The sequence below is a fragment of the Sedimenticola hydrogenitrophicus genome, from assembly GCF_025175675.1.
In the GTDB taxonomy this organism is placed as follows: Bacteria; Pseudomonadota; Gammaproteobacteria; order Chromatiales; family Chromatiaceae; genus Sedimenticola; species Sedimenticola hydrogenitrophicus.
In genome coordinates this window covers 1-19,257 of record NZ_JANIOA010000031.1, presented here as the reverse complement: position 1 = coordinate 19,257, position 19,257 = coordinate 1, and the positions used below count along the sequence as shown (strand labels likewise).

Sequence of the window (19,257 nt, the reverse complement as noted above, 5' to 3'; positions counted from 1 at the left end):
GGTCGCTTCTCTGGATTCCGGCCTGCGCCGGAATGACGGGAGTTTTAAGCTTAACTAAGTAGCATTGTACTCAGAGCCGTTAATTTTTTGACCCGGCCACAGGCTTCGCCCGATCGCCCGGTAACGGCGACGCGTTGCCAAACTCTGCGCGAATGACCGGAGAGCACCCTTGTTGAATGCCACAACCTGCGACCCGTCAATGACACCCCAGCGGATTCTGTTCGCCTCGGATGCGATACCCCCGCCCGGTGGCAACCATGACCTGGCGGAGTTCACCACCACCCTGACCGCCACGCTCGGTTCGATGGGGCACGATATCCGGCTGATCAGGCCGGGCTATCCGGCACTGCTGTCGCAGGCTGACGGGTTGCTCCCGGTCTCCAGGATCCGCCTGCCGGGGAGCGGACGGGAGGCACGTATTCTGGAGCGTCGGCTGGAGCAGAACGTCCGCCTGTATCTGGTGGATATTCCCGGTCTGTTCGATCAACCGCCACCATCCGCGCAGCAGGAGTCGGCCCAGGCGGCTACCGAATCCGCCATCCGCGCTGGCGTGTTCAGCCGTGTCGTGTCGCTGATGGCGGTCAACCGCGCGGGGCTCAACTGGCAGCCGGAGCTGCTGCACTGTAACGGCTGGCAGACGGCACTGGCCATCCCCCTGCTGGCCGACGAATGGAGTCGCCCGGCGACACTCTATACCCTGCATGACACCGATCACCGGAGTTTTACGGGAGAACAGGTTCGCCAGCTTGCGCTCCCGGTCGAACTGCTCAAATCGGGCGCCCTGGAGATGGCGGGCAGGCTCTCGTTCGAAAAGGGGGCGATCCTGATGGCCGATGAACTGGCACTGCCCAGCGCCGGTTATCGAGGGGCGCTCCTGAGTGATCCCGCGCTGCACCCCCTGGCGAGGCTGCTGGCGGAACGTGCCGGTCGCCTGAGCGGCATCGCCTCCGGGGTCGATTACCGACGCTGGAACCCGGCCACCGATCCCTATATTCATCAGCAGTACGACAGTTCGTCGTTCGAACTGAAACGCCTCAATCGGCAGCACCTGCAGGCCGACCTGGGACTCCCGCTGGACGAACGGGATCTGCTGATCGGTTATCTCGCAACCGCCCCCGACGATACCGAGGTGCGGCAACTGCACGCACTGCTGGCGGCAGCCGATCCCGACCTCCCGCTGCACCTGCTGATCGCCGCCGGAGCGGCAGAACCGGCGCTCGAACCACTGCTCGAACTGGCCCGACAGCGGCCACGCCGGCTCAGCCTGCAGCTGGCGACAGATGAGCCAGGCTGGCACCGGATCCTCGCCGCCTGCGACTGTCTGCTGTTGCCCGCCCGGCACTACCCCTCGGCATACCAGGCGCAGTGTGGCCTGGCCTACGGGACGGTGCCCATCGCCCACGCCACACCCTCGATGCGGGAGACCGTGACGGATGCCACGCCGGCCAACCTGCTGCATGGCGCCGCCAGCGGTTTTCTCTATCAACCGGCCACCCCCGAACAGCTGGCCGATGTTATCGCCCGGGTCAGCGCATTCCATGCCAAACCACCCATCTGGTGGCAGAAACTGGCCCTGCAGGGCATGTCCCGCAGTTTTCCCGCGAGCGAAACCGCGCAGCACTATCTGCAGCGTTATCGCGCGGCAATCGATCATCCCGCCGCCAGTCTGCTCGCCTGAGCAGCACACCCTCCCGCCCACATCGCTGTAGCGTAGGTTGGGGTGAAGGACGAACCCCAACAGACTTATCCGCATTCATTCGCGGCGCCTATTTTTCCTGACTACTGTTAAGTTGGATGGGTAATCAGGTAAATTTAGGTTGAACCCACTATCACAACGAAATCAGGGCGGTATAACCAGATGACAATCTCCAATCTGCTGAAGAATCAAGCCTATATCAACGGCGAATGGGTGGCGGCCGACGACGGGCGCACCTTCGCCGTGACCAATCCTGCGAACCACAGCGAAATCACCCGGGTGCCCGCGCTCGGCGGGGTCGAGACCCGGCGTGCCATCGAGCTGGCGGAACGGGCCTTCCGCGGCTGGCGCCAGCGCGCCGCCCAGGAGCGCAGCAGCCTGCTGCGGCGCTGGTTCGAACTGATCATGGAGAACCAGGAGGCGCTGGCCCAACTGCTCAGCCTGGAGCAGGGCAAGCCGCTGGCGGAAAGTCGCGGCGAGATCGCCTACGGGGCCAGTTTTATCGAGTGGTTCGCCGAAGAGGCCAAGCGGGTCTATGGCGATGTGATCCCCGCCCCCGCCGACCGGCGCTTTGTGGTGATCAAACAGCCGATCGGCGTGGTGGCCGCAATCACCCCGTGGAATTTCCCCAACGCCATGATCACCCGCAAATGCGCGCCGGCCATGGCAGCCGGCTGCACCGTGGTGATCAAACCGGCACCGGACACCCCGCTCTCCGCCCTGGCCTTGGCAGCACTGGCCGAGGAGGCCGGGATACCGCCGGGGGTGTTCAACGTCCTGCCCACCGATGATGCGACAGCGGTGGGGGCCGAGCTGACCGGCAACCCGCTGGTGCGCAAGCTCTCGTTCACCGGCTCCACCGCGGTCGGCAAACTGCTCATGGCCCAGTGCGCCGGTACGGTTAAAAAGGTATCACTCGAATTGGGCGGCAACGCGCCCTTCCTGGTATTCGATGACGCTGATATCGACGCCGCCGTGGCCGGTGCGCTGGCCTCAAAATACCGCAACAGCGGCCAGACCTGCGTCTGTACCAATCGCTTCCTGATCCAGGACAGCATCTATGATGAGTTTGCCGAAAAGCTGGCCAAGGCGGTCGAGGCACTGCAGGTCGGACCGGCACTGACCAGCGATACCCAGCAGGGTCCGCTGATCAACCAGGCGGCGGTGGACAAGGTGCAGCGGCATGTGGACGACGCCATGGCCAAGGGTGCCCGGCTGATGACCGGCGGCAAGCTGCATGAGTTGGGGGGCACCTTCTATCAGCCGACCATCCTGGCCGACGTCACCCGCAACATGCGCATCGCCCGCGAAGAGACCTTCGGACCGGTCGCCCCACTGTTCAGATTCAAAACCGAGCAGGAGGCGATCGAACTGGCCAACGACACGCCGTTCGGACTGGCCGCCTACTTCTATGCCCGCGACATCGGCCGCGTCTGGCGGGTGGCGGAGGCCCTGGAGAGCGGCATGATCGGCATCAACGAGGGAATCATCTCCACTGCGGTGGCGCCGTTCGGCGGCGTCAAGGAGTCCGGTATCGGCCGCGAGGGCTCGCGCTACGGCCTGGAGGAGTTCATCGAGGTGAAGTACCTGTGCATGGGCGGCCTGGGCTAATACACCGAGCCAATCCCCCGGCGCTGCCGGGGGACGATTCAGTTTGAGCCATGCACCGCGCGACCCCGGCGGAGGCCGGTTGGGTTACACAAAAAACGCTAACCCACTCAATCTACATCCTGACCTTGACGTAGGCTGCCGGTGAGCCGGCGAACCGCACCAAGCCCCGCTGGAAACGGCCACCGCCTTGATGCGGTTCGTTTTACTCACCGCATCCTACGAAACTCCGCTGTTGGCCTAGTGGCCATTGGCGGAGGTAAGGGAGAGGTGGTATCTACATCTGGGCTTAAGTCAGTGCCTTTTATTCGAGGTCCAACTGGATATTGTCGATCAGCCGTGCCTTGCCCAGATAGGCCGCCGCCAGGATCACCAGGGATTTGTCGTCGGGACCGGGTTCGGCCAGATCGGCGGCGCGGCGAATGGCATAGTAGTCGGGCGTGAAGCCTTCCGCCTCCAGCCGGCTCAGCGCCTGGCGTTCCAGCGCGGCTAAATCGTGCTTGCGCTGTTTGATGTCGGCCACGGTCTGTTGCAGTTGCCGGTAGAGCACGGGGGCAATAGTGCGCTCCGCGTCGCTCAGGTAACCGTTCCGGGAGCTGCGCGCCAGGCCGTCCACCTCGCGCACCGTCGGCAGGCCATGGATGGTCACCGGGATCGCCAGGTCCTCGACCATCCGGCGGATCACCAGCAACTGCTGGTAATCCTTTTCGCCGAACAGTGCCAGGTCGGGCTGGACCATGTTGAACAACTTGCAGACCACGGTGGCGACACCGACAAAGTGTCCCGGACGCGAGGCACCGCAGAACTGACCGGACAAACCTGGAACCTCGATCCGGGTCTGCTCCGACCGGGGTCGTCTGTACACCTCGTCCACCGGCGGGGTGAACAGCAGGTCGGCGGCCACCGCGCTGAGCTTGTCGGAGTCATCGAGCAGGGTACGCGGATAAGCGGCGAAATCCTCGCCTTCGCCAAACTGCAACGGATTGACGAAGATGGAGACCACCACCCGATCCGCCAGCGAGCGCGCCTTCCTTACCAGATCCAGATGACCTTCATGCAGGTTGCCCATGGTGGGCACCAGCGCCACCCGTTCGCCGGCCGCCCGCCAACGGGCGATGGTATGACGCAGATCGGCAACGGTTTCGACGGTAATCATTTGGAACTACTCTCCCGGTCGGTGAGTGATTGGTCTGCCTTGTTGGCCGATCTTGATCCAGCCATCATGTGAGGCCGGCGAGGCAGACCAATCACCCCATGCGTAGTTACAATCATTTAAAGCTGTGCTCCTCACCGGGGAAGCTACCGTCCTTGACCGCCTTGACATAACCACCGATCGCCTCGGCGATCGAGTGCGCATCCTGCAGGAAATTCTTCACGAAACGGGGCGCCTGACGCGGGGTGATACCGAGCATGTCATACACCACCAGCACCTGACCATCGCAGTCCGGACCGGCACCGATACCGATCACCGGGATCACCAGCGCTTCGCTGATCTCGCGCGCCAGGCCGCTGGGGACACACTCCAGCACCAGCATCTGGGCACCGGCCGCCTCCAGCGCCAGGGCATCCTCTTTCATGATCTGTGCGGACTCGTCGTCCCGTCCCTGCACCCGGTAACCGCCCAGTTTATGCACCGACTGGGGCAACAGGCCCAGATGGGCGCAGACCGGAATGCCGTTGGCGGTCAGCTGCCGCACCGTCTCCAGTTGGGTGGCGCCGCCTTCCAGCTTGACCATGTGGGCACCGCCATCCTTCATCAGCCGTCCGGCGGTCCCCAATGCCTGCTCGGCCGAGCTGTAGCTCATGAACGGCATATCGGCGATCAACAGCGCCTTGCGGCGGCCGCGGGCCACGCACTGGGTGTGATAGACCATCTCCTCCACATCCACCGGCAGCGTGCTCTCCTGCCCCTGAATCACCATCCCGAGCGAATCACCGACCAGGATCACCTCCACGCCTGCGTCTTCGATCAGGCTGGTGAAGCTGGCATCGTAACTGGTCAAAACAGCAATCTTTTCATGCTGTTGTTTCATCTGTATCAGTGTTGCGGTTGTCACATGGGACATGATTTTTTTACCCCGTTTTCTCTCTTTCCACTGTTGCCAGGAGTCTGTCGGACTTAACGCTTATCCACCGCGGTCAAGCCCGACAGGCTCCCAGGAATCGGATAACCCGCATTGTGCAGCGCAATATTACAACAAGAGTGGTGCCGGATTGAAATAATGTTTACCGCTGCGCACGCTGCAGATCCGTTGCAGCAGCATCTGATAATCGCGCTCCCGTTCGATGGGATTGATCTCGGCCGCATTAATAATCAACAAGGGGGACTTATCATAATGGTAGAAGAAATCGGTGTAGGCGTCGCTCAGCCGCTTCAGGTAAGCGGCCTCCATGCGCCGCTCCTGGGGGCGGCCACGCTTCTGAATCCGCGCCAGCAGCACCTCGACCGGCGCCTGGAGATAGACCACCAGATCCGGCGCGGGCGCCTCCATCGAGAGTCGCTCGTAAACCTGTTCATACAGGTCCAGTTCCTGCGCATCCAGGTTGATTGCGGCAAACAGCCGGTCTTTTTCCAGCATATAGTCCGCCACCAGGGCGCGCCGGAACAGGTCCTGCTGACGCAACCCGGTCAGTTGCCGGCTGCGCTGAAACAGGAAAAACAGCTGGGTCGGAAAGGCGGCTTCCCTGCCATCGTTGTAGAAACGCTCCAGGAACGGGTTCTCCTCCACCGCTTCCAGCAGGGTTTCGGCTGCAAAGCTCTGCGCCAGACGCTTCACCAGACTGGTCTTGCCGACACCGATGGGTCCCTCCACCACGATGTAGCCAGGTGGTGTGGCGGCTGTGTCAGGCATAACGTTTCAGACCATCCTGCGGGCAATTGGCCACCAGTGTCGCCAGTGGACCCAGCCCCGGTAGCTCCAGCATGGGCGCAATCTCCTGCAGTGGATAGAGTACGAACGCCCGTTCAGGCAAACCGGGATGGGGCACGCTCAGCGCCGCGTCGCTAATGATCAGGTCGCCATAAACCAGCAGATCCAGATCCAGTGTACGGGCACCCCAGCGCACCCCGCGGGTACGCCCCTGGGCCTGCTCGATGCGCTGCAGTTCGGCCAGCAAATGATGGGGTGCGAGCCTGGTATCGAGGGCCGCCACGGCATTGATATAGTCGGGCTGATCGGCCGGTCCCAAGGGCGGACTGAGATAGAGGCTGGAGCATTGCCGCAGTACGCTTTCCGGCAGCTGCTTCAGCGCCGCGCAGGCTTTTCGAATCTGCTCCACCGGTTCCGCCAGGTTACTGCCCAGCCCGATGTAGGCCTTGATCACGAGTTTGTCGGCATGCGCCTGCATCGTTGCTCTGAATCGTCCCGGGAGGATAGTCCGGGGCTAGCCCTGGCCGGCCGGCTTGGAGGGGCGTCTGCGTCTGCGCCGGCGCCGCTGGGGTTTCTCACCACTGCCGTTCGCCTGGCGCACCATCTGGTTGCGCTCCTCGCCATCCTGCTCCTGGAAAGCGGTCCACCAGTCTGCCAGCTCCTGATCGACCTCGCCCGCTTCCGCACGCAACAGGAGAAAATCATAGGCGGCGCGAAAACGGGGATGGGTCAGCAGGCGATGGGGGCGCTTGCCCGCGCGTTGTTCGAAACGGTGCTGCAGGTTCCAGATCTCCCGCATCGGGATACTGAACCGTTTGGGTATCGACACCCGCTCCAGTTGGGTCATGAGGACATCATTGCCCGCCTGCTGGATCGCCGGCAGGGGTGCCTCGCCGGCCTCCTGGAGGTGTTCCGCCAGCTGCCGCACCGGCTCCCACAGTAGCACCGCGAACAGGAAGGCGGGGGTTACCGGCTTGCCCTCGCGGATCCGGCTGTCGGTATTCTGCATCCCCCGGGTGACAAAGGTGATGGGAAACTCATGATCCTCATGGGCCAGACACTCTTCGGTCTCCGGGAACAGCTCACCAAACAGCCCGTAGTGGCGCAGCTTTTCAAAGCTGTGCAGCGCAACGCCCGCCATGAACAGCTTCAGCACCTCCTCAAACAGGCGTGCCGCCGGCACACTCTGGAGCAGCGATCCCAGTTCAAGCAGGGGCCTTTCACAGGCCGGATTGATGATGAACCCAAGCTTGGCGGCAAACCGCACGGCCCGCAGCATGCGCACCGGATCCTCGCGGTAGCGGGTCTCGGGGTCACCCAGGAGCCGCAGCACACCCGCGCGCAAATCCTCAATGCCACCGGCATAATCCACCACCGAGAAGTCTTCTATATTGTAATAGAGGGCATTGATGGTGAAATCACGCCGCACGGCGTCCTCTTCGATGGTGCCGTAGATGTTGTCCCGCACCAGCATCCCGTTTTCGGTCTCCCGGTCTCCCGGTTCGGCGGCGTCCTGCATGCTGCGGAAAGTGGCGACTTCGATGATCTCGCGGCCGAAGTGAACATGGGCGAGGCGGAACCGGCGCCCGATCAGGCGGCAGTTGCGAAACACCTCCTTGACCTGTTCCGGCGTGGCATCGGTAGCCACGTCGAAATCCTTGGGCTCACGGCCCAGCAGCAGATCACGCACGCCACCGCCGACCAGATAGGATTGAAAGCCGGCCGCCTTCAGGCGATAGAGCACCTTGGTGGCATGTTCGCTGATATTCGCCCTGGAGATGTTGTGTTCGGGGCGGGGAATGATTTGCAGGGTAGCTATGTTAAATATTCCTTATGCACTTCAAAAAGATTGCGGCGCCCAGAGTGTACAGAATCACGCAACTAAAAAAAATGGTCATTACGGCTTGAGCCAAAACAAACTGTGGGTATAATACGCCACGCCCGAGTGCACTGCTCCCTTCGTCTAGTGGCCTAGGACTCCGCCCTCTCACGGCGGCAACAGGGGTTCGAGTCCCCTAGGGAGTACCAAATACGTGAGAAAACAAAGGGTTGACAGGAAACTGTCAACCCTTTGTTTTGTCCAGGGGTAACTACTCACGCGGTCTGTAAGTGATTGGCCTGCCTTGCCGGCCTCACACGATGGCTTGTTTCCCGAATCCGGCCCCCTTTTCAGCGCCTGCCCAAACTCGCTTCGCTCAAACAAGGGCAGGCTTTAATCTGAAAAAGGGGCCGGATTCGAGGCGCCATCAAGATCGGCCAACAAGGTAGGCCAATCCCCCCCTGAGTAGGTACGTCCAGGGATGGCCGGTAGCGGCTTTGCCCCCACTCACTCTCCGCGCCGCCAGGCGTGGAATCGTTCGACCCAACGCAGCACCCGCTCCGGGGCATGGGCCCGCTTCCAGTTGCCGGCGGCGTATTTGTTGGCCTCGGTCCAGGTGGGATAGATGTGGATGGTGCCGAGGATCTTGTTCAGTCCCAGACGGTAGCGCATGGCGGTAACAAACTCGGCGATCAGGTCGCCGGCGTGTTCCCCGACGATAGTGGCACCCAGAATCCGGTCCTTGCCCGGTACGGTCAGCACCTTGACGAAACCGTGCGCCTCGCCATCGGCAATGGCCCGGTCCAGGTCATCCAGGCCGTAGCTGGTCACCTCATAGGCGACCCCCTGCTCTTTTGCCTCCAGCTCATTCAGCCCCACCCGCGCCACTTCCGGATCGGTAAAGGTGGCAAAGGGGATCACCGAGTAATCCACCTTGAACTTGCGAAACAGGCCGAACAGGGCGTTGACCGCGGCATACCAGGCCTGGTGGGCCGCGACGTGGGTGAACTGATAGGGTCCGGTGACATCACCGCAGACATAGATGTTGGGGAAATTGGTCTGCAGGAACTCGTTGGCCTCCACCGTGCGGCGTGCGCTGATGCGCACCCCCAATGCCTCCAGGCCGAAGCCGCTGGTATTGGCCAGTCGGCCCACCGCCACCAGCACCCGGTCGAAGGGGATCGGGACGGCTTCGCCCCGGTACTCGGCCGTCAGGACCCCCTGGCCATCCACGGTTTCAAACGATTTGGCGGTATGGCCTGCCAGGACATTGATCCCTTCCGCCTGGAATTGCGCCGTCACCCGCGCCGCCACATCTTCATCCTCACGGATTAACAGCCGCGGCGCCATCTCCACAATGGTCACTCGGGAACCAAAACGGGCAAAGCACTGGGCCAGTTCACAGCCGATCGGACCGCCCCCCAGCACCAGCAACCGGCCGGGCAGTTCACGCAACTCCCAGAGGTTATCCGAGGTGAGATAATCAATCCGCTCCAGACCGGGGATCGGTGGCACAAACGGGCGTGCCCCGGTGGCGACGATAATATTCCGCGTGGTCAGGGTCTGTCCGTTCACCTCGACCTCATAAGGGGAGCGGATCATCGCCTCCCCCTCGATCACCTCCACACCCAATCCGCTGTAGCGCTCCACCGAGTCATGGGGCTCCACCGTTTCGATCACCCGCCGCACCCGCTCCATGATCTGCGAAAAATCGAACTCCGCGCTGGCCGATATGAACCCGAACTCCGCCGCGCGTCGCGTCTGGGCCAGAAAACGGGCCGAGCGGATCAGTGCCTTGGAGGGGACACAGCCGGTATTCAGGCAGTCGCCGCCCATTTTATGCTTTTCAATCAGGGTCACCTTGGCCTTGACCGCCGCCGCGATATAGGCCGACACCAGTCCGCCGGAGCCGGCGCCGATGACCACCAGGTTACGGTCAAACCGGGCGGGTTTCGGGTAGGCCTTGAGCGCCTTGCGTGCCTTGAGGGCATCGAGCGTCTTGTGGGCGATGAGGGGAAACAGCCCCAGCAAGACAAAAGAGGAGATCAGGCCCGGTGACAAAATGCCGGAGAGCGACTCGAGCTGGCCCAACTGGGTGCCGGCATTGACATAGACCAGGGTGCCCAGCAGCATGCCCAGCTGGCTGACCCTGGCGAAGGTGAGGGTCTTAAGGGTGGTGAGCCCCATCGCCAGGTTGATGACGAAAAAGGGGAACAGCGGCACCAGGCGCAGGCCGAACAGGTAGAAGGCCCCGTCCTTCTCGATGCCCGTATTGATCGCCTTCAACTTGTCGCCGAAGCGGTTCTGCACCAGGCCACGCAACAGGAAGCGTGAGATGAGGAACGCCAGGGTCGCACCCAGGGTGGAGGCGAAGGAGACCAGCACGGTGCCCCAGAACAACCCGAAGATGGCCCCCACCCCCAGGGTCATCACCGTAGCGCCCGGCAGGGAGAGCGCCGTCACCAGCACATAGATCACAAACGCGACCGCCGCGGTCAGCAGGGGATGGGCCTGGCGGTACTCCTGCAGCGCCGCCTGCTGCGATTTCAAATAGTCGAGATTGAGGTACTGCCCGAGATCGAAAATAAAAAACAGGCCGATTGCCAGCACCAGCACAATCAGCGTCACTATCCGTTTGCGGTTCATCTTACTCCCCTGGATCATTAACGTTTCTTATGGCAATTGACCGCACTACGACTCTTTTTCTTTCGGTCCGCCCAATCTTAACTGATTTTCTTACGTCGCTGCCTTATGAAAATCAGCCGCGAGGAGTGGTGCAAGAGGAGTGGTAAAGGAGGAGTGGTACTCGGATGTACCGTTTACGGAGCCGAGGATGCCATGTACCGAAAACGGAGCCGAGGATGCAATGCACCGTTTACGGACCTAAGGATGGAATGAACGCAAATGGATCGGTTTATCCAGCTGAGGAAATAGCGAGTGCATCAAGGCTAAGGTGCTTGCCGGCGATGTAGGATGCTGGTGAGCTTGCGAACCGCATCATTCAAGGTAAGGCTTGATGCGGTTCGTGCCTCACCGGCATCCTACCCATGGGCATCATGGTTTGTAGTCGTTGGGGTGAGCCGGTAAACCCCAACAGGCTGATTCGCGTTCATTGGCGTATATTTGCGGCTACTACGCCTCCCAGCCCAGAATATTCAGCAAGGGCTCAAGAAAAATTCTCCTGGAATGGGGGGATAAATATGCAATTCAACCGGTAGGCTTGCGTTATAATGCCCCGTTTCATCCCTGCCGATTAACCCGAACCAAGACAGCCTGACGATCCATGGAAAAGACTTACGACCCCCACAGCCTGGAAAAGCGTTGGTATCAGACCTGGGAGGAGCGCGGTTATTTCGCCCCTTCCGCTGCCGCCGACAGCCAGCAACCCTACTGCATCATGATCCCGCCGCCCAATGTCACCGGCAGCCTGCACATGGGTCACGCCTTCCAGGACACCATCATGGACGCCCTGACCCGTTATCACCGCATGAAGGGTGACAAGACCTTGTGGCAGGCCGGGTCCGACCATGCCGGTATCGCCACCCAGATGGTGGTGGAGCGGCTGATCAACGCCGAGGGCAAGACCCGGCACGATTATGGCCGCGAGCGGTTCCTCGAAAAGGTGTGGGAGTGGAAGGCCCAGTCCGGCGGCACCATCACCAACCAGCTGCGGCGCATGGGCGCCTCGCTGGATTGGGAGAACGAGCGCTTCACCATGGACGAGGGCCTCTCGGACGCGGTCAAGGAGGTGTTTGTTCGGCTGTTCGAGGAGGGGTTGATCTATCGCGGCAAGCGACTGGTCAACTGGGACCCGAAACTGCACACCGCCGTCTCCGACCTGGAGGTGCTGTCCGAGGAGGAGAACGGCTTCCTCTGGCACATGCGCTACCCGCTGAGCAACGGCCAGGGTCACCTGGTGGTGGCCACCACCCGCCCCGAGACCATGCTGGGCGACTGCGCGGTGGCGGTGCATCCCGGTGACGAGCGCTACAAGCACCTGCTGGGCGAGTTCGTGGAGCTGCCCCTGACCGGGCGGTGCATCCCCATCATCGCCGACGACTATGTCGACCCGGAGTTCGGTACCGGGTGCGTCAAGATCACCCCGGCGCACGACTTCAACGACTACCAGGTCTGGCTCAGGCACCGGGACGAAAAGGCGATCGCCGAGCAGCCCCACGGCGGCCTGATCAACATCTTCACCAGCGACGCGGCGATCCGCGATCACGAAGAAGAGGAGGAGAAGATTATCCCGGCCGCCTATATCGGCCAGGACCGCTTCGAGGCCCGCAAGCGCGTGGTCGCCGACCTGCAGTCCCAGGGGCTGCTGGAGAAGATCGACGACCACAAGCTGATGGTGCCGCGCGGCGACCGCTCCGGCTCGGTGATCGAGCCCTTCCTCACCGACCAGTGGTACGTCAAGGTGGCGCCACTGGCCAAGCCGGCCATCGAGGCGGTGGAGAACGGCAGCATCAAGTTTGTGCCGGACAACTGGAAGAACACCTATTACGAATGGATGCGCAACATCGAGGACTGGTGCATCAGCCGCCAGATCTGGTGGGGACACCGCATCCCCGCCTGGTACGATAACGAGGGCAATGTCTACGTTGGCCGCTCCGAGGCCGAGGTGCGCGCCAAGCACCAGCTGGCCGAAGAGTACCCCCTGACCCAGGACGAGGATGTGCTGGACACCTGGTTCAGCTCCGCCCTGTGGCCCTTCTCCACCCTGGGCTGGCCGGCGCAGACCGAGCGGGTCCAGACCTTCTACCCCACCAGCGTGCTGGTAACCGGCTTCGACATCATCTTCTTCTGGGTCGCCCGCATGATCATGATGGGCATCAAGTTCATGGGTGACGTGCCGTTCAAGGAGGTCTATGTGCACGGCCTGGTACGTGACAGCCACGGCGACAAGATGTCCAAGTCCAAGGGTAACGTGCTGGATCCGATCGACCTGATCGACGGCATCGAGCTGGAGGCCCTGGTCGGCAAGCGCACCAGCGGCATGATGCAGCCTAGACTGGCGAGGAAGATCGAGCAGGCGACACGCAAGGAGTTCCCGGACGGCATCCCCAGCTTCGGCACCGACGCCCTGCGCTTCACCTTCGCCTCCCAGGCCACCACCGGCCGCGACATCAAGTTCGACATGGGACGCATCGAGGGCTACCGCAACTTCTGCAACAAGCTGTGGAATGCCGCCCGTTATGTACTGATGAACACCGAGCAACAGGACTGCGGCCAGTCCGGGGGCGAGCTGGAACTGAGCATGGCGGACCGCTGGATCCTCGCCCGCCTGCAGTCCACCATCGGCACGGTGGCCGAGGCCACCGATGGCTACCGCTTTGATCACGCCGCCAAGGCGATCTACGAGTTCACCTGGAACGAATACTGCGACTGGTATCTGGAGCTCTCCAAGCCGGTGCTGACCGGCGACAGCAGTAGCGAGGCGGCCCGGCGCGGCACCCGCCACACCCTGGTCACGGTGCTGGAGAGCCTGTTACGCCTGGCCCACCCGATCATGCCCTATATCACCGAGGAGATCTGGCAGCGCGTCGCCCCACTGGCGGGGGTATCCGGCGAGACCATCATGACCCAGCCGTACCCGGTGCGGGACGATGCCCTGACGGACCCGGCGGCGGTAGCGGAGATGGAGTGGGTGATGCAGTTCATCCTCGGCATCCGCAAGATCAAGGGCGAGATGAACATCGCCCCCAGCAAGCCGCTGCCGGTGCTGCTGCAAAACGCGGACGCGGAGGACCGGGCGCGCCTGGCGCGCAACCGCCACTACCTGGACTTCCTGGCGCGGCTCGAATCGGCCACCCTGCTGGGCAGTGACGAAGAGGCCCCGGAATCGGCCATGGCCCTGGTGGGCGGCATGAAGCTGCTGATCCCGATGGCCGGACTGATCGACAAGGAGGCCGAACTGGGCCGCCTGCACAAGGAGATCGGCAAACTGAAGGAGAATATCGCTCGTATCGAGGGAAAACTGAACAATCCGAAGTTTGTTGATAAGGCCCCCGACGCCGTGGTACAGAAAGAGCGCGACAAGCTGGCGGACGAGATTGCCGCGCTGGAAAAGCTAGAGCACCAACTGGCCAGGATCAAGGCCCTGTAACGCAACGCGAACGGTCGCGGGCCGAGGCAACGACAATGTTTGCACTACGGTCCGCGACCACTAAACTTTACATACCGTTTGAGCCACTAAGTACCGGCCTATGATCTCCATTGACGAGCAACACGAAGAGTTGAGAAACCGGCTGTTCGAAATCCGGCAACTGCACCGGGATCTGGATGTTGCCATCGCCGCCCTGTCGGAGGGCGGTTACAAAAATGAGCTACAACTGAAACGCCTGAAAAAGCGCAAGCTGCTGTTGAAAGACGCCATCGCCAAGCTCGAGGATGAGTTGATCCCCGATCTGGACGCCTGATTATCGAAGCCTACCGCAGGATCCGAGCCATGAAGATCACCCGACTGAACGCGTGCGAAACCACTCCGGTCAACATGGAGGGCATCAAGGGGGTGGTCAAACAGGTGCCGATCGGTAAGGCGGACGGCGCCCCCAACTTCTCCATCCGGGTCTTCACCCTGGAACCGGGAGGGCACACTCCGCACCACGCCCACGAAAGCGAGCACCTGAACTACATACTCGAGGGCAGCGGCGTGGCCATGGTGGGGGATACCCCCCACCCGATACGCCAGGGCGACTATCTGCTGGTCAAGCCTCACGAGGTGCACCAGTATCGCAACACCGGCGACAGCCCGCTGGTATTCATGTGCATGGTACCCAGCGCCTACGAGTGATCTCCGGACCGCGGCCGCGAGGAATTCCGGTCGCCCGATACCGCTTCCCGCAACGTCGCCGACCCCGAGTTGGTGCAACGAACTGTTAAGCTAACTTTACAAATAGTTACAGCCTTCCACCCCACGTCATCGGGCCAAAATTATATCCGACTGTTTTTGTTGGTTATTTATTTTATTGGCATGAGTCATGCACCGTTTCTGGCAAGTAGGAATGGAGCAGTGACAATGAAACAGATAACTGGACAAATGACGGAACCGCCAGCCCCTGCAACGCGGGCCCAAGAGCGGACAAGCCAACAGCAGGGCGTGTTGAGTCAACGGACACTGGCGGGACAGAACCGGGCCTACGCGGGTAGCCCCGGGGTCAGTCGCCAAAACCGTGGCCAGGGCTTTGTCCCGGCCTTCCATGACACCCGGTCGGGGCGCAGCGTCATCTCCCGCTACGCCGACGGCAGCCCGGCGCCGATCCATATGCTGGACAGCCTGCCGGAAGAGTGGGTAAGCCGCTATGACGCAGCCGGTCACGTGGCCTCGGCACGACCCGGCGTGGTGGCCGGTTTCCTGCGCTCGGGCCGTTTCTACACCCGGGAACAGGTAACCAAGGCGGTCTGATCAGTCAGCCCGGCGCACTTGCAAGAGCGCCGGATAGACGCGGCCCAGTTTAGCTACCGGCAAACCCGGGGGCTTGTTGGGCGCCGCAAAAGCTGGGCCACCCAAGGCGGCCGAACAACTTTCCGTACCCACGGTGCCTTTCCGGTCCCGGACCGGTAAAGGATCATCACTCTCGCCAAGACGCCAAGCGCGCCAAGTAAAACCAATTCCTACCTGTAACTACTCACCCGGTCTGTAAGTGATTGGCCTGCCTTGTTGGTCGATCTCGATGGCGCCTCGAATCCGGCCTCTTTTTCAGATTCAAGCCTGCCCTTGTCTGAGCGAAGCGAGTTTGGACAGGCGCTGAAAAAGAGGCCGGATTCGAGGAAACAAGCCATCGTGTGAGGCCGCTCCTGGGCATCCCTGCCCCCGCGGCATTAGTGAATCCGTTCACGTCGCCGGCAAGGCAGGCCAATCACCCCGTGAGTAGTTAATCCTGGCTTTAATCTTTGCGTGCTTGGCGTCTTGGCGAGAGTCCATTTGCCATCTCTCATCCAGAGACGCTCACCCCATGCCCAGGTCACACCCAACGCGCCCCCCCGGCTGAGCCGGGGGATTACCCTGGTGATTTACCGTAGAGATTTATCGAGGAAATGTAACGGGGGTTGCCCCGGGAAGCTGTCGCCGACCGGCAACAGGAAAAATCGCTACGGATCAATGTGCTGGTATCCAACCAGACTCACTGTTGCCAGATGGCAACAGATTCTGCCGGCGCCTTCCCGGCGCGACCCGGTAACGTCCTCGGTACTGCGAGATTATTCTTGCGTGGGCCCTTAATCAGGCCGGTCACTCCACCTCTTCGCTGGCCTCGGCCGCGGGGACCTCATGCCCGCCACGGAGTGACCGCCGCCCCGCCGACAGTTTTTTCAGCACATGGGCGGCAGCCACCATGGCGAAGGTCGCCGTCACCGTCATGGCCGAGCCAAAACCGCCGCAGTGCAGGCCGTGACCGGGGCTACCCGCTTCCGGCTTCACGCTGCACACCGCGCCCTGGCCGTCCGGGTAAACCTGCTGCTCGTCGGAGTAGACGCAGGAGATGTCGAAGCGCCGTTGTGGGTTTTTCGGAAAGCGATAGCTCTTGCGCAGCAGTTTCCGGGTCTTGGCCAGCAGCGGATCATGCTGGGTCTTGGAGAGATCGGCCAGGCGGATCTTCAACGGATCGCTCTGGCCACCGGCGCCGCCCACGGTGATGATGCGGATCTTGTGCCGGCGGCAGTGGGCAATCAGGGCCGCCTTGGTCTTGTAGGCGTCGATACAGTCCACCAGGTAATCAAACTGGCCTCCGATCAGGCGTTCCAGGTTGTCCGGCTCGACAAACTCCTCGCGGGTGATGAGGGTACACTGCGGATTGATCTCGCGGATACGCCCGGCCATGGCATCCACCTTGGGGCGGCCGAACTGGCTCTCCAGGGCGTGGATCTGGCGGTTGACGTTGGATTCCGCCACGTTGTCCAGGTCGATCAGGGTGAGGGTTCCGACCCCGCTACGCGCCAGCGCCTCCGCCACCCAGGAACCAACCCCGCCGATCCCCACGACGCAGACGTGGGCCTGCGCAAACCTGTCGAGCCCCGCCTCGCCGTAGAGCCGGGCAATGCCGCCAAATCGTCTTGTATAATCCATCGTGCCTGTTCATTTCCACAGCCGCGCCGTAGGGGCATTCTAAGGGTCCCGGGAGAATATCCCAACAACTGATTGACCCGGTTTCATACTCTGGGCTATGGTAAATATACCGATCGGTATATTTTTTCCGGACATGGAAACCAAAGGCGCACGCACACACCAGCTCATTATTGAGAAATCACTGCAGCTTTTTTCGCTAAAGGGTTATCACAGCACCTCCATCAACAATATCCTGGAGGCGACCCACCTGACCAAGGGGGGGCTGTATGGCCACTTCCAGAGCAAGGAGGCGGTCTGGTATGCCGTGTATGACGAGGCGGTAAAACGCTGGCACCGGGTGGTATTCGCCGGGGTGAGCGACATCGCCGACCCGTTGCGGCGCATCGAGAAGGTGATCGAGAACGACCTGATGAACTACCTGGGCGGGGATATATTCGAGGGCGGCTGTTTCTTCCTCAATGCCCTGGTGGAACTCTCCGGCCAGTCGCCGGAGATGAGCCGGCACATGCTGCGCGGCTTTATCCGCTTCTCCAAACTGCTGCAGCAGTGGCTGGTGGAGGCGGAGTCGGGCGGACTGATCCGGGCCGGGCTGCAGCATCGCGAGATCGCCAACTTCATCTTCATCTCCCTGAACGGCGCCGCCGCCCTCTATGCCGTCACCCGGGACCTGAGCGTGCTCGAACAGACCAAATCCCAGCTGCACCACTATCTACGACAGTTGCAGGCCTGACCGATGAAAGGCGCTACAGAAGCGGCGACAGCCAAAAACATACCGATCGGTATATTTATTACGAAACCGTCGGTGGCGCAGCCAGCGACGCCGCGACCTACCGAGACATTCGCCGACAGGAGATTGCCATGAGCCGACATCTGGAGCGCATCAGGATCTTCCAGCGCGAGCTGGTCAACCAGGGGCTGGGCGGCGCCCTGCTCTTCTACTCACGGGATATCTTCTACTACACCGGCATCGCCCAGCCGGCCTTTCTGGCCGTGTTTCCCGACGACTACCGGCTGTTTGTGCGTAGCGGCTATCCCTACGCCGTGCAGACCGCCGGGATCGAGGCCTCCCAAATCAGCGAGGAGCGGCGTCTCGACTTCATTTACCAGGAGTACTTCTCGTACCTCTGGAACAAGCGCCTGGGGATCGAACTGGATCTGCTACCGGCCAACAACTACCTGGTCTACCAGAAGCTGTTCCAGGGCTTCGAGCTGCAGGATGTCTCGCCGCTGATCCTGCAGCAGCGGACGGTGAAGAGTGCCTACGAGATAGAACAGATCCGCCGCGCCTGCCGGGTGGTGGAGGCGGGACAGCAGGCGATCCAGCAGGGACTGCGGCCCGGCATCTCCGAACTGGAACTCTCGGCCATTATCGAGAACAGCCACCGCCTGGCCGGGCACGAGGGGGGCATCTTCCTGCGCCATCCCGACCTGCCGCTGGGCATGGGCCCGATCAGCTCCGGCGCCAACCTGGCAGACTTTACCGGTATCGTTTACTCCGTCACCGGGGTCGGTCTCAGTGCCGCCCTGCCCATCGGCCCCTCCAACCGGAGCATCGATGACGGCGACGCCGTGGTGGTGGACATCCCCAGCATGGTCAACGGCTACCACGCCGATCAGTCCCGCACCTATGTGGCCGGCAAGGCGAGTCCGCGCCTGAAGGGGCTGTACGCCGATCTACGGGAGATCTCCGACTACGTGATCGATTCTATCCGCCCGGGCATGGGCTGCGACCAGGTGTATGACCTGGCGCTGCAGAAGGCGACCGAGATGCGGGTACAGGAGCAGTTCCTGCGCTTCACCGGCGACAGCCGCTGCCGGCTGATCGGCCACGGTGTCGGCATCGAGGTGAACGAGCCGCCGGTACTGATTGCCAACAACCGCGCCACCATTCCCGACAACTGCGTGCTGGCGATCGAGATGCACATGCTGGACAAGCGCGCCGGAGTGGTCAAAATAGAGGACACCGTGCTGATCGGCAGCGCGGGCAACGAGATTCTGACCAAGGCGTCGCGGGAGCTGATCGAGACCGCCGCTGGTGGCTGATTCCACTTTGTCAGATTCTGGCGCTATTTCCGATATTGGGTGAATAGCTTCCGGGTGAGTAACTACTCACGGGGTGATTGGCCTGCCTTGCCGGCCTCACACGATGGCTTATCTCCTCGAATCCGGCCCCATTTTCAGCGCCTGCCCAAACTCG

General features: G+C 61.9%; 15 protein-coding genes and 1 tRNA gene. 9 read left to right on the top strand and 7 right to left on the bottom strand.

The window, feature by feature from the left end:
• The first annotated feature begins 169 nt into the window (after positions 1–169).
• Both NPX02_RS15565 and NPX02_RS15560 read left to right on the top strand, forming a co-directional pair.
• On the top strand, positions 170–1,678 hold the full coding sequence (locus NPX02_RS15565; RefSeq protein WP_260294695.1) for a glycogen synthase: 1,509 nt from the start codon (positions 170–172) through the stop codon (positions 1,676–1,678).
• A gap of 180 nt (positions 1,679–1,858) precedes the next feature.
• Entirely contained in the window at positions 1,859–3,307 is a 1,449-nt protein-coding gene (locus tag NPX02_RS15560; protein WP_260294693.1) for an NAD-dependent succinate-semialdehyde dehydrogenase, read from the top strand.
• A gap of 301 nt (positions 3,308–3,608) precedes the next feature.
• Here the strand turns inward: NPX02_RS15560 and panC are convergent, their stop codons facing one another.
• From panC to pcnB, 5 genes are all read right to left on the bottom strand, one after another.
• Positions 3,609–4,460, bottom strand: coding sequence for a pantoate--beta-alanine ligase (gene panC / locus NPX02_RS15555; protein ID WP_260294692.1), 852 nt, complete (start codon positions 4,458–4,460; stop codon positions 3,609–3,611).
• A 112-nt stretch (positions 4,461–4,572) separates the two neighbouring features.
• Entirely contained in the window at positions 4,573–5,370 is a 798-nt protein-coding gene (gene panB / locus NPX02_RS15550; protein ID WP_260294691.1) for a 3-methyl-2-oxobutanoate hydroxymethyltransferase, read from the bottom strand.
• Between the two features lie 126 nt (positions 5,371–5,496).
• Positions 5,497–6,156, bottom strand: coding sequence for a deoxynucleoside kinase (locus tag NPX02_RS15545; protein ID WP_260294690.1), 660 nt, complete (start codon positions 6,154–6,156; stop codon positions 5,497–5,499).
• Positions 6,149–6,652: a 2-amino-4-hydroxy-6-hydroxymethyldihydropteridine diphosphokinase gene (gene folK, locus NPX02_RS15540; RefSeq protein ID WP_305792903.1), complete on the bottom strand. Its 504-nt coding sequence runs from the start codon at positions 6,650–6,652 to the stop codon at positions 6,149–6,151. The genes NPX02_RS15545 and folK overlap by 8 nt, the downstream gene beginning before the upstream one ends.
• 36 nt (positions 6,653–6,688) lie before the next feature.
• A complete protein-coding gene (pcnB, locus tag NPX02_RS15535; RefSeq protein WP_260294720.1) occupies positions 6,689–8,002 on the bottom strand; it encodes a polynucleotide adenylyltransferase PcnB in 1,314 nt (437 codons plus the stop codon).
• A 124-nt stretch (positions 8,003–8,126) separates the two neighbouring features.
• On the opposite strand from pcnB, the gene NPX02_RS15530 reads away from it, so the two are divergent.
• A tRNA-Glu gene (locus NPX02_RS15530) sits at positions 8,127–8,202 on the top strand.
• Positions 8,203–8,500: 298 nt separating this feature from the next.
• Here the strand turns inward: NPX02_RS15530 and NPX02_RS15525 are convergent.
• On the bottom strand, positions 8,501–10,639 hold the full coding sequence (locus NPX02_RS15525) for an FAD-dependent oxidoreductase (protein WP_260294689.1): 2,139 nt from the start codon (positions 10,637–10,639) through the stop codon (positions 8,501–8,503).
• A 637-nt stretch (positions 10,640–11,276) separates the two neighbouring features.
• Here NPX02_RS15525 and NPX02_RS15520 point away from each other — a divergent pair.
• The 4 genes from NPX02_RS15520 to NPX02_RS15505 all read left to right on the top strand — a co-directional run bounded on the left by NPX02_RS15520 (position 11,277) and on the right by NPX02_RS15505 (position 15,401).
• A complete protein-coding gene (locus NPX02_RS15520) occupies positions 11,277–14,102 on the top strand; it encodes a valine--tRNA ligase (protein ID WP_260294688.1) in 2,826 nt (941 codons plus the stop codon).
• A 100-nt stretch (positions 14,103–14,202) separates the two neighbouring features.
• Positions 14,203–14,415, top strand: coding sequence for a YdcH family protein (locus tag NPX02_RS15515; RefSeq protein ID WP_260294687.1), 213 nt, complete (start codon positions 14,203–14,205; stop codon positions 14,413–14,415).
• A 29-nt stretch (positions 14,416–14,444) separates the two neighbouring features.
• Positions 14,445–14,789: a cupin domain-containing protein gene (locus NPX02_RS15510; protein WP_260294686.1), complete on the top strand. Its 345-nt coding sequence runs from the start codon at positions 14,445–14,447 to the stop codon at positions 14,787–14,789.
• Between the two features lie 306 nt (positions 14,790–15,095).
• A complete protein-coding gene (locus NPX02_RS15505) occupies positions 15,096–15,401 on the top strand; it encodes a hypothetical protein (protein ID WP_260294719.1) in 306 nt (101 codons plus the stop codon).
• An 825-nt stretch (positions 15,402–16,226) separates the two neighbouring features.
• On the opposite strand, the gene tcdA is transcribed toward NPX02_RS15505, so the two are convergent.
• The gene (gene tcdA, locus NPX02_RS15500; RefSeq protein ID WP_260294685.1) at positions 16,227–17,060 is read right to left on the bottom strand and encodes a tRNA cyclic N6-threonylcarbamoyladenosine(37) synthase TcdA; all 834 of its coding nucleotides are present in this window, start codon (positions 17,058–17,060) and stop codon (positions 16,227–16,229) included.
• 133 nt (positions 17,061–17,193) lie between these two features.
• Between tcdA and NPX02_RS15495 the strand changes: the two genes are divergently transcribed.
• Positions 17,194–17,790: a TetR/AcrR family transcriptional regulator gene (locus NPX02_RS15495; protein ID WP_260294684.1), complete on the top strand. Its 597-nt coding sequence runs from the start codon at positions 17,194–17,196 to the stop codon at positions 17,788–17,790.
• A 128-nt stretch (positions 17,791–17,918) separates the two neighbouring features.
• Complete coding sequence (locus NPX02_RS15490; protein ID WP_260294682.1) at positions 17,919–19,103, top strand: M24 family metallopeptidase; 1,185 nt, start codon at positions 17,919–17,921, stop codon at positions 19,101–19,103.
• Positions 19,104–19,257: the final 154 nt, after the last annotated feature.

Bases quoted from the DNA above. Each gene is read 5' to 3' on its own strand.
- NPX02_RS15560 (WP_260294693.1), top strand. From the start codon at position 1,859: ATGACAATCTCCAATCTGCTGAAGAATCAAGCCTATATCAACGGCGAA.
- panC (WP_260294692.1), bottom strand. From the start codon at position 4,460: ATGATTACCGTCGAAACCGTTGCCGATCTGCGTCATACCATCGCCCGT.
- panB (WP_260294691.1), bottom strand. From the start codon at position 5,370: ATGTCCCATGTGACAACCGCAACACTGATACAGATGAAACAACAGCAT.
- NPX02_RS15545 (WP_260294690.1), bottom strand. From the start codon at position 6,156: ATGCCTGACACAGCCGCCACACCACCTGGCTACATCGTGGTGGAGGGA.
- folK (WP_305792903.1), bottom strand. From the start codon at position 6,652: ATGCAGGCGCATGCCGACAAACTCGTGATCAAGGCCTACATCGGGCTG.
- NPX02_RS15525 (WP_260294689.1), bottom strand. From the start codon at position 10,639: ATGAACCGCAAACGGATAGTGACGCTGATTGTGCTGGTGCTGGCAATC.
- NPX02_RS15520 (WP_260294688.1), top strand. From the start codon at position 11,277: ATGGAAAAGACTTACGACCCCCACAGCCTGGAAAAGCGTTGGTATCAG.
- NPX02_RS15515 (WP_260294687.1), top strand. From the start codon at position 14,203: ATGATCTCCATTGACGAGCAACACGAAGAGTTGAGAAACCGGCTGTTC.
- NPX02_RS15510 (WP_260294686.1), top strand. From the start codon at position 14,445: ATGAAGATCACCCGACTGAACGCGTGCGAAACCACTCCGGTCAACATG.
- tcdA (WP_260294685.1), bottom strand. From the start codon at position 17,060: ATGGATTATACAAGACGATTTGGCGGCATTGCCCGGCTCTACGGCGAG.
- NPX02_RS15495 (WP_260294684.1), top strand. From the start codon at position 17,194: ATGGAAACCAAAGGCGCACGCACACACCAGCTCATTATTGAGAAATCA.
- NPX02_RS15490 (WP_260294682.1), top strand. From the start codon at position 17,919: ATGAGCCGACATCTGGAGCGCATCAGGATCTTCCAGCGCGAGCTGGTC.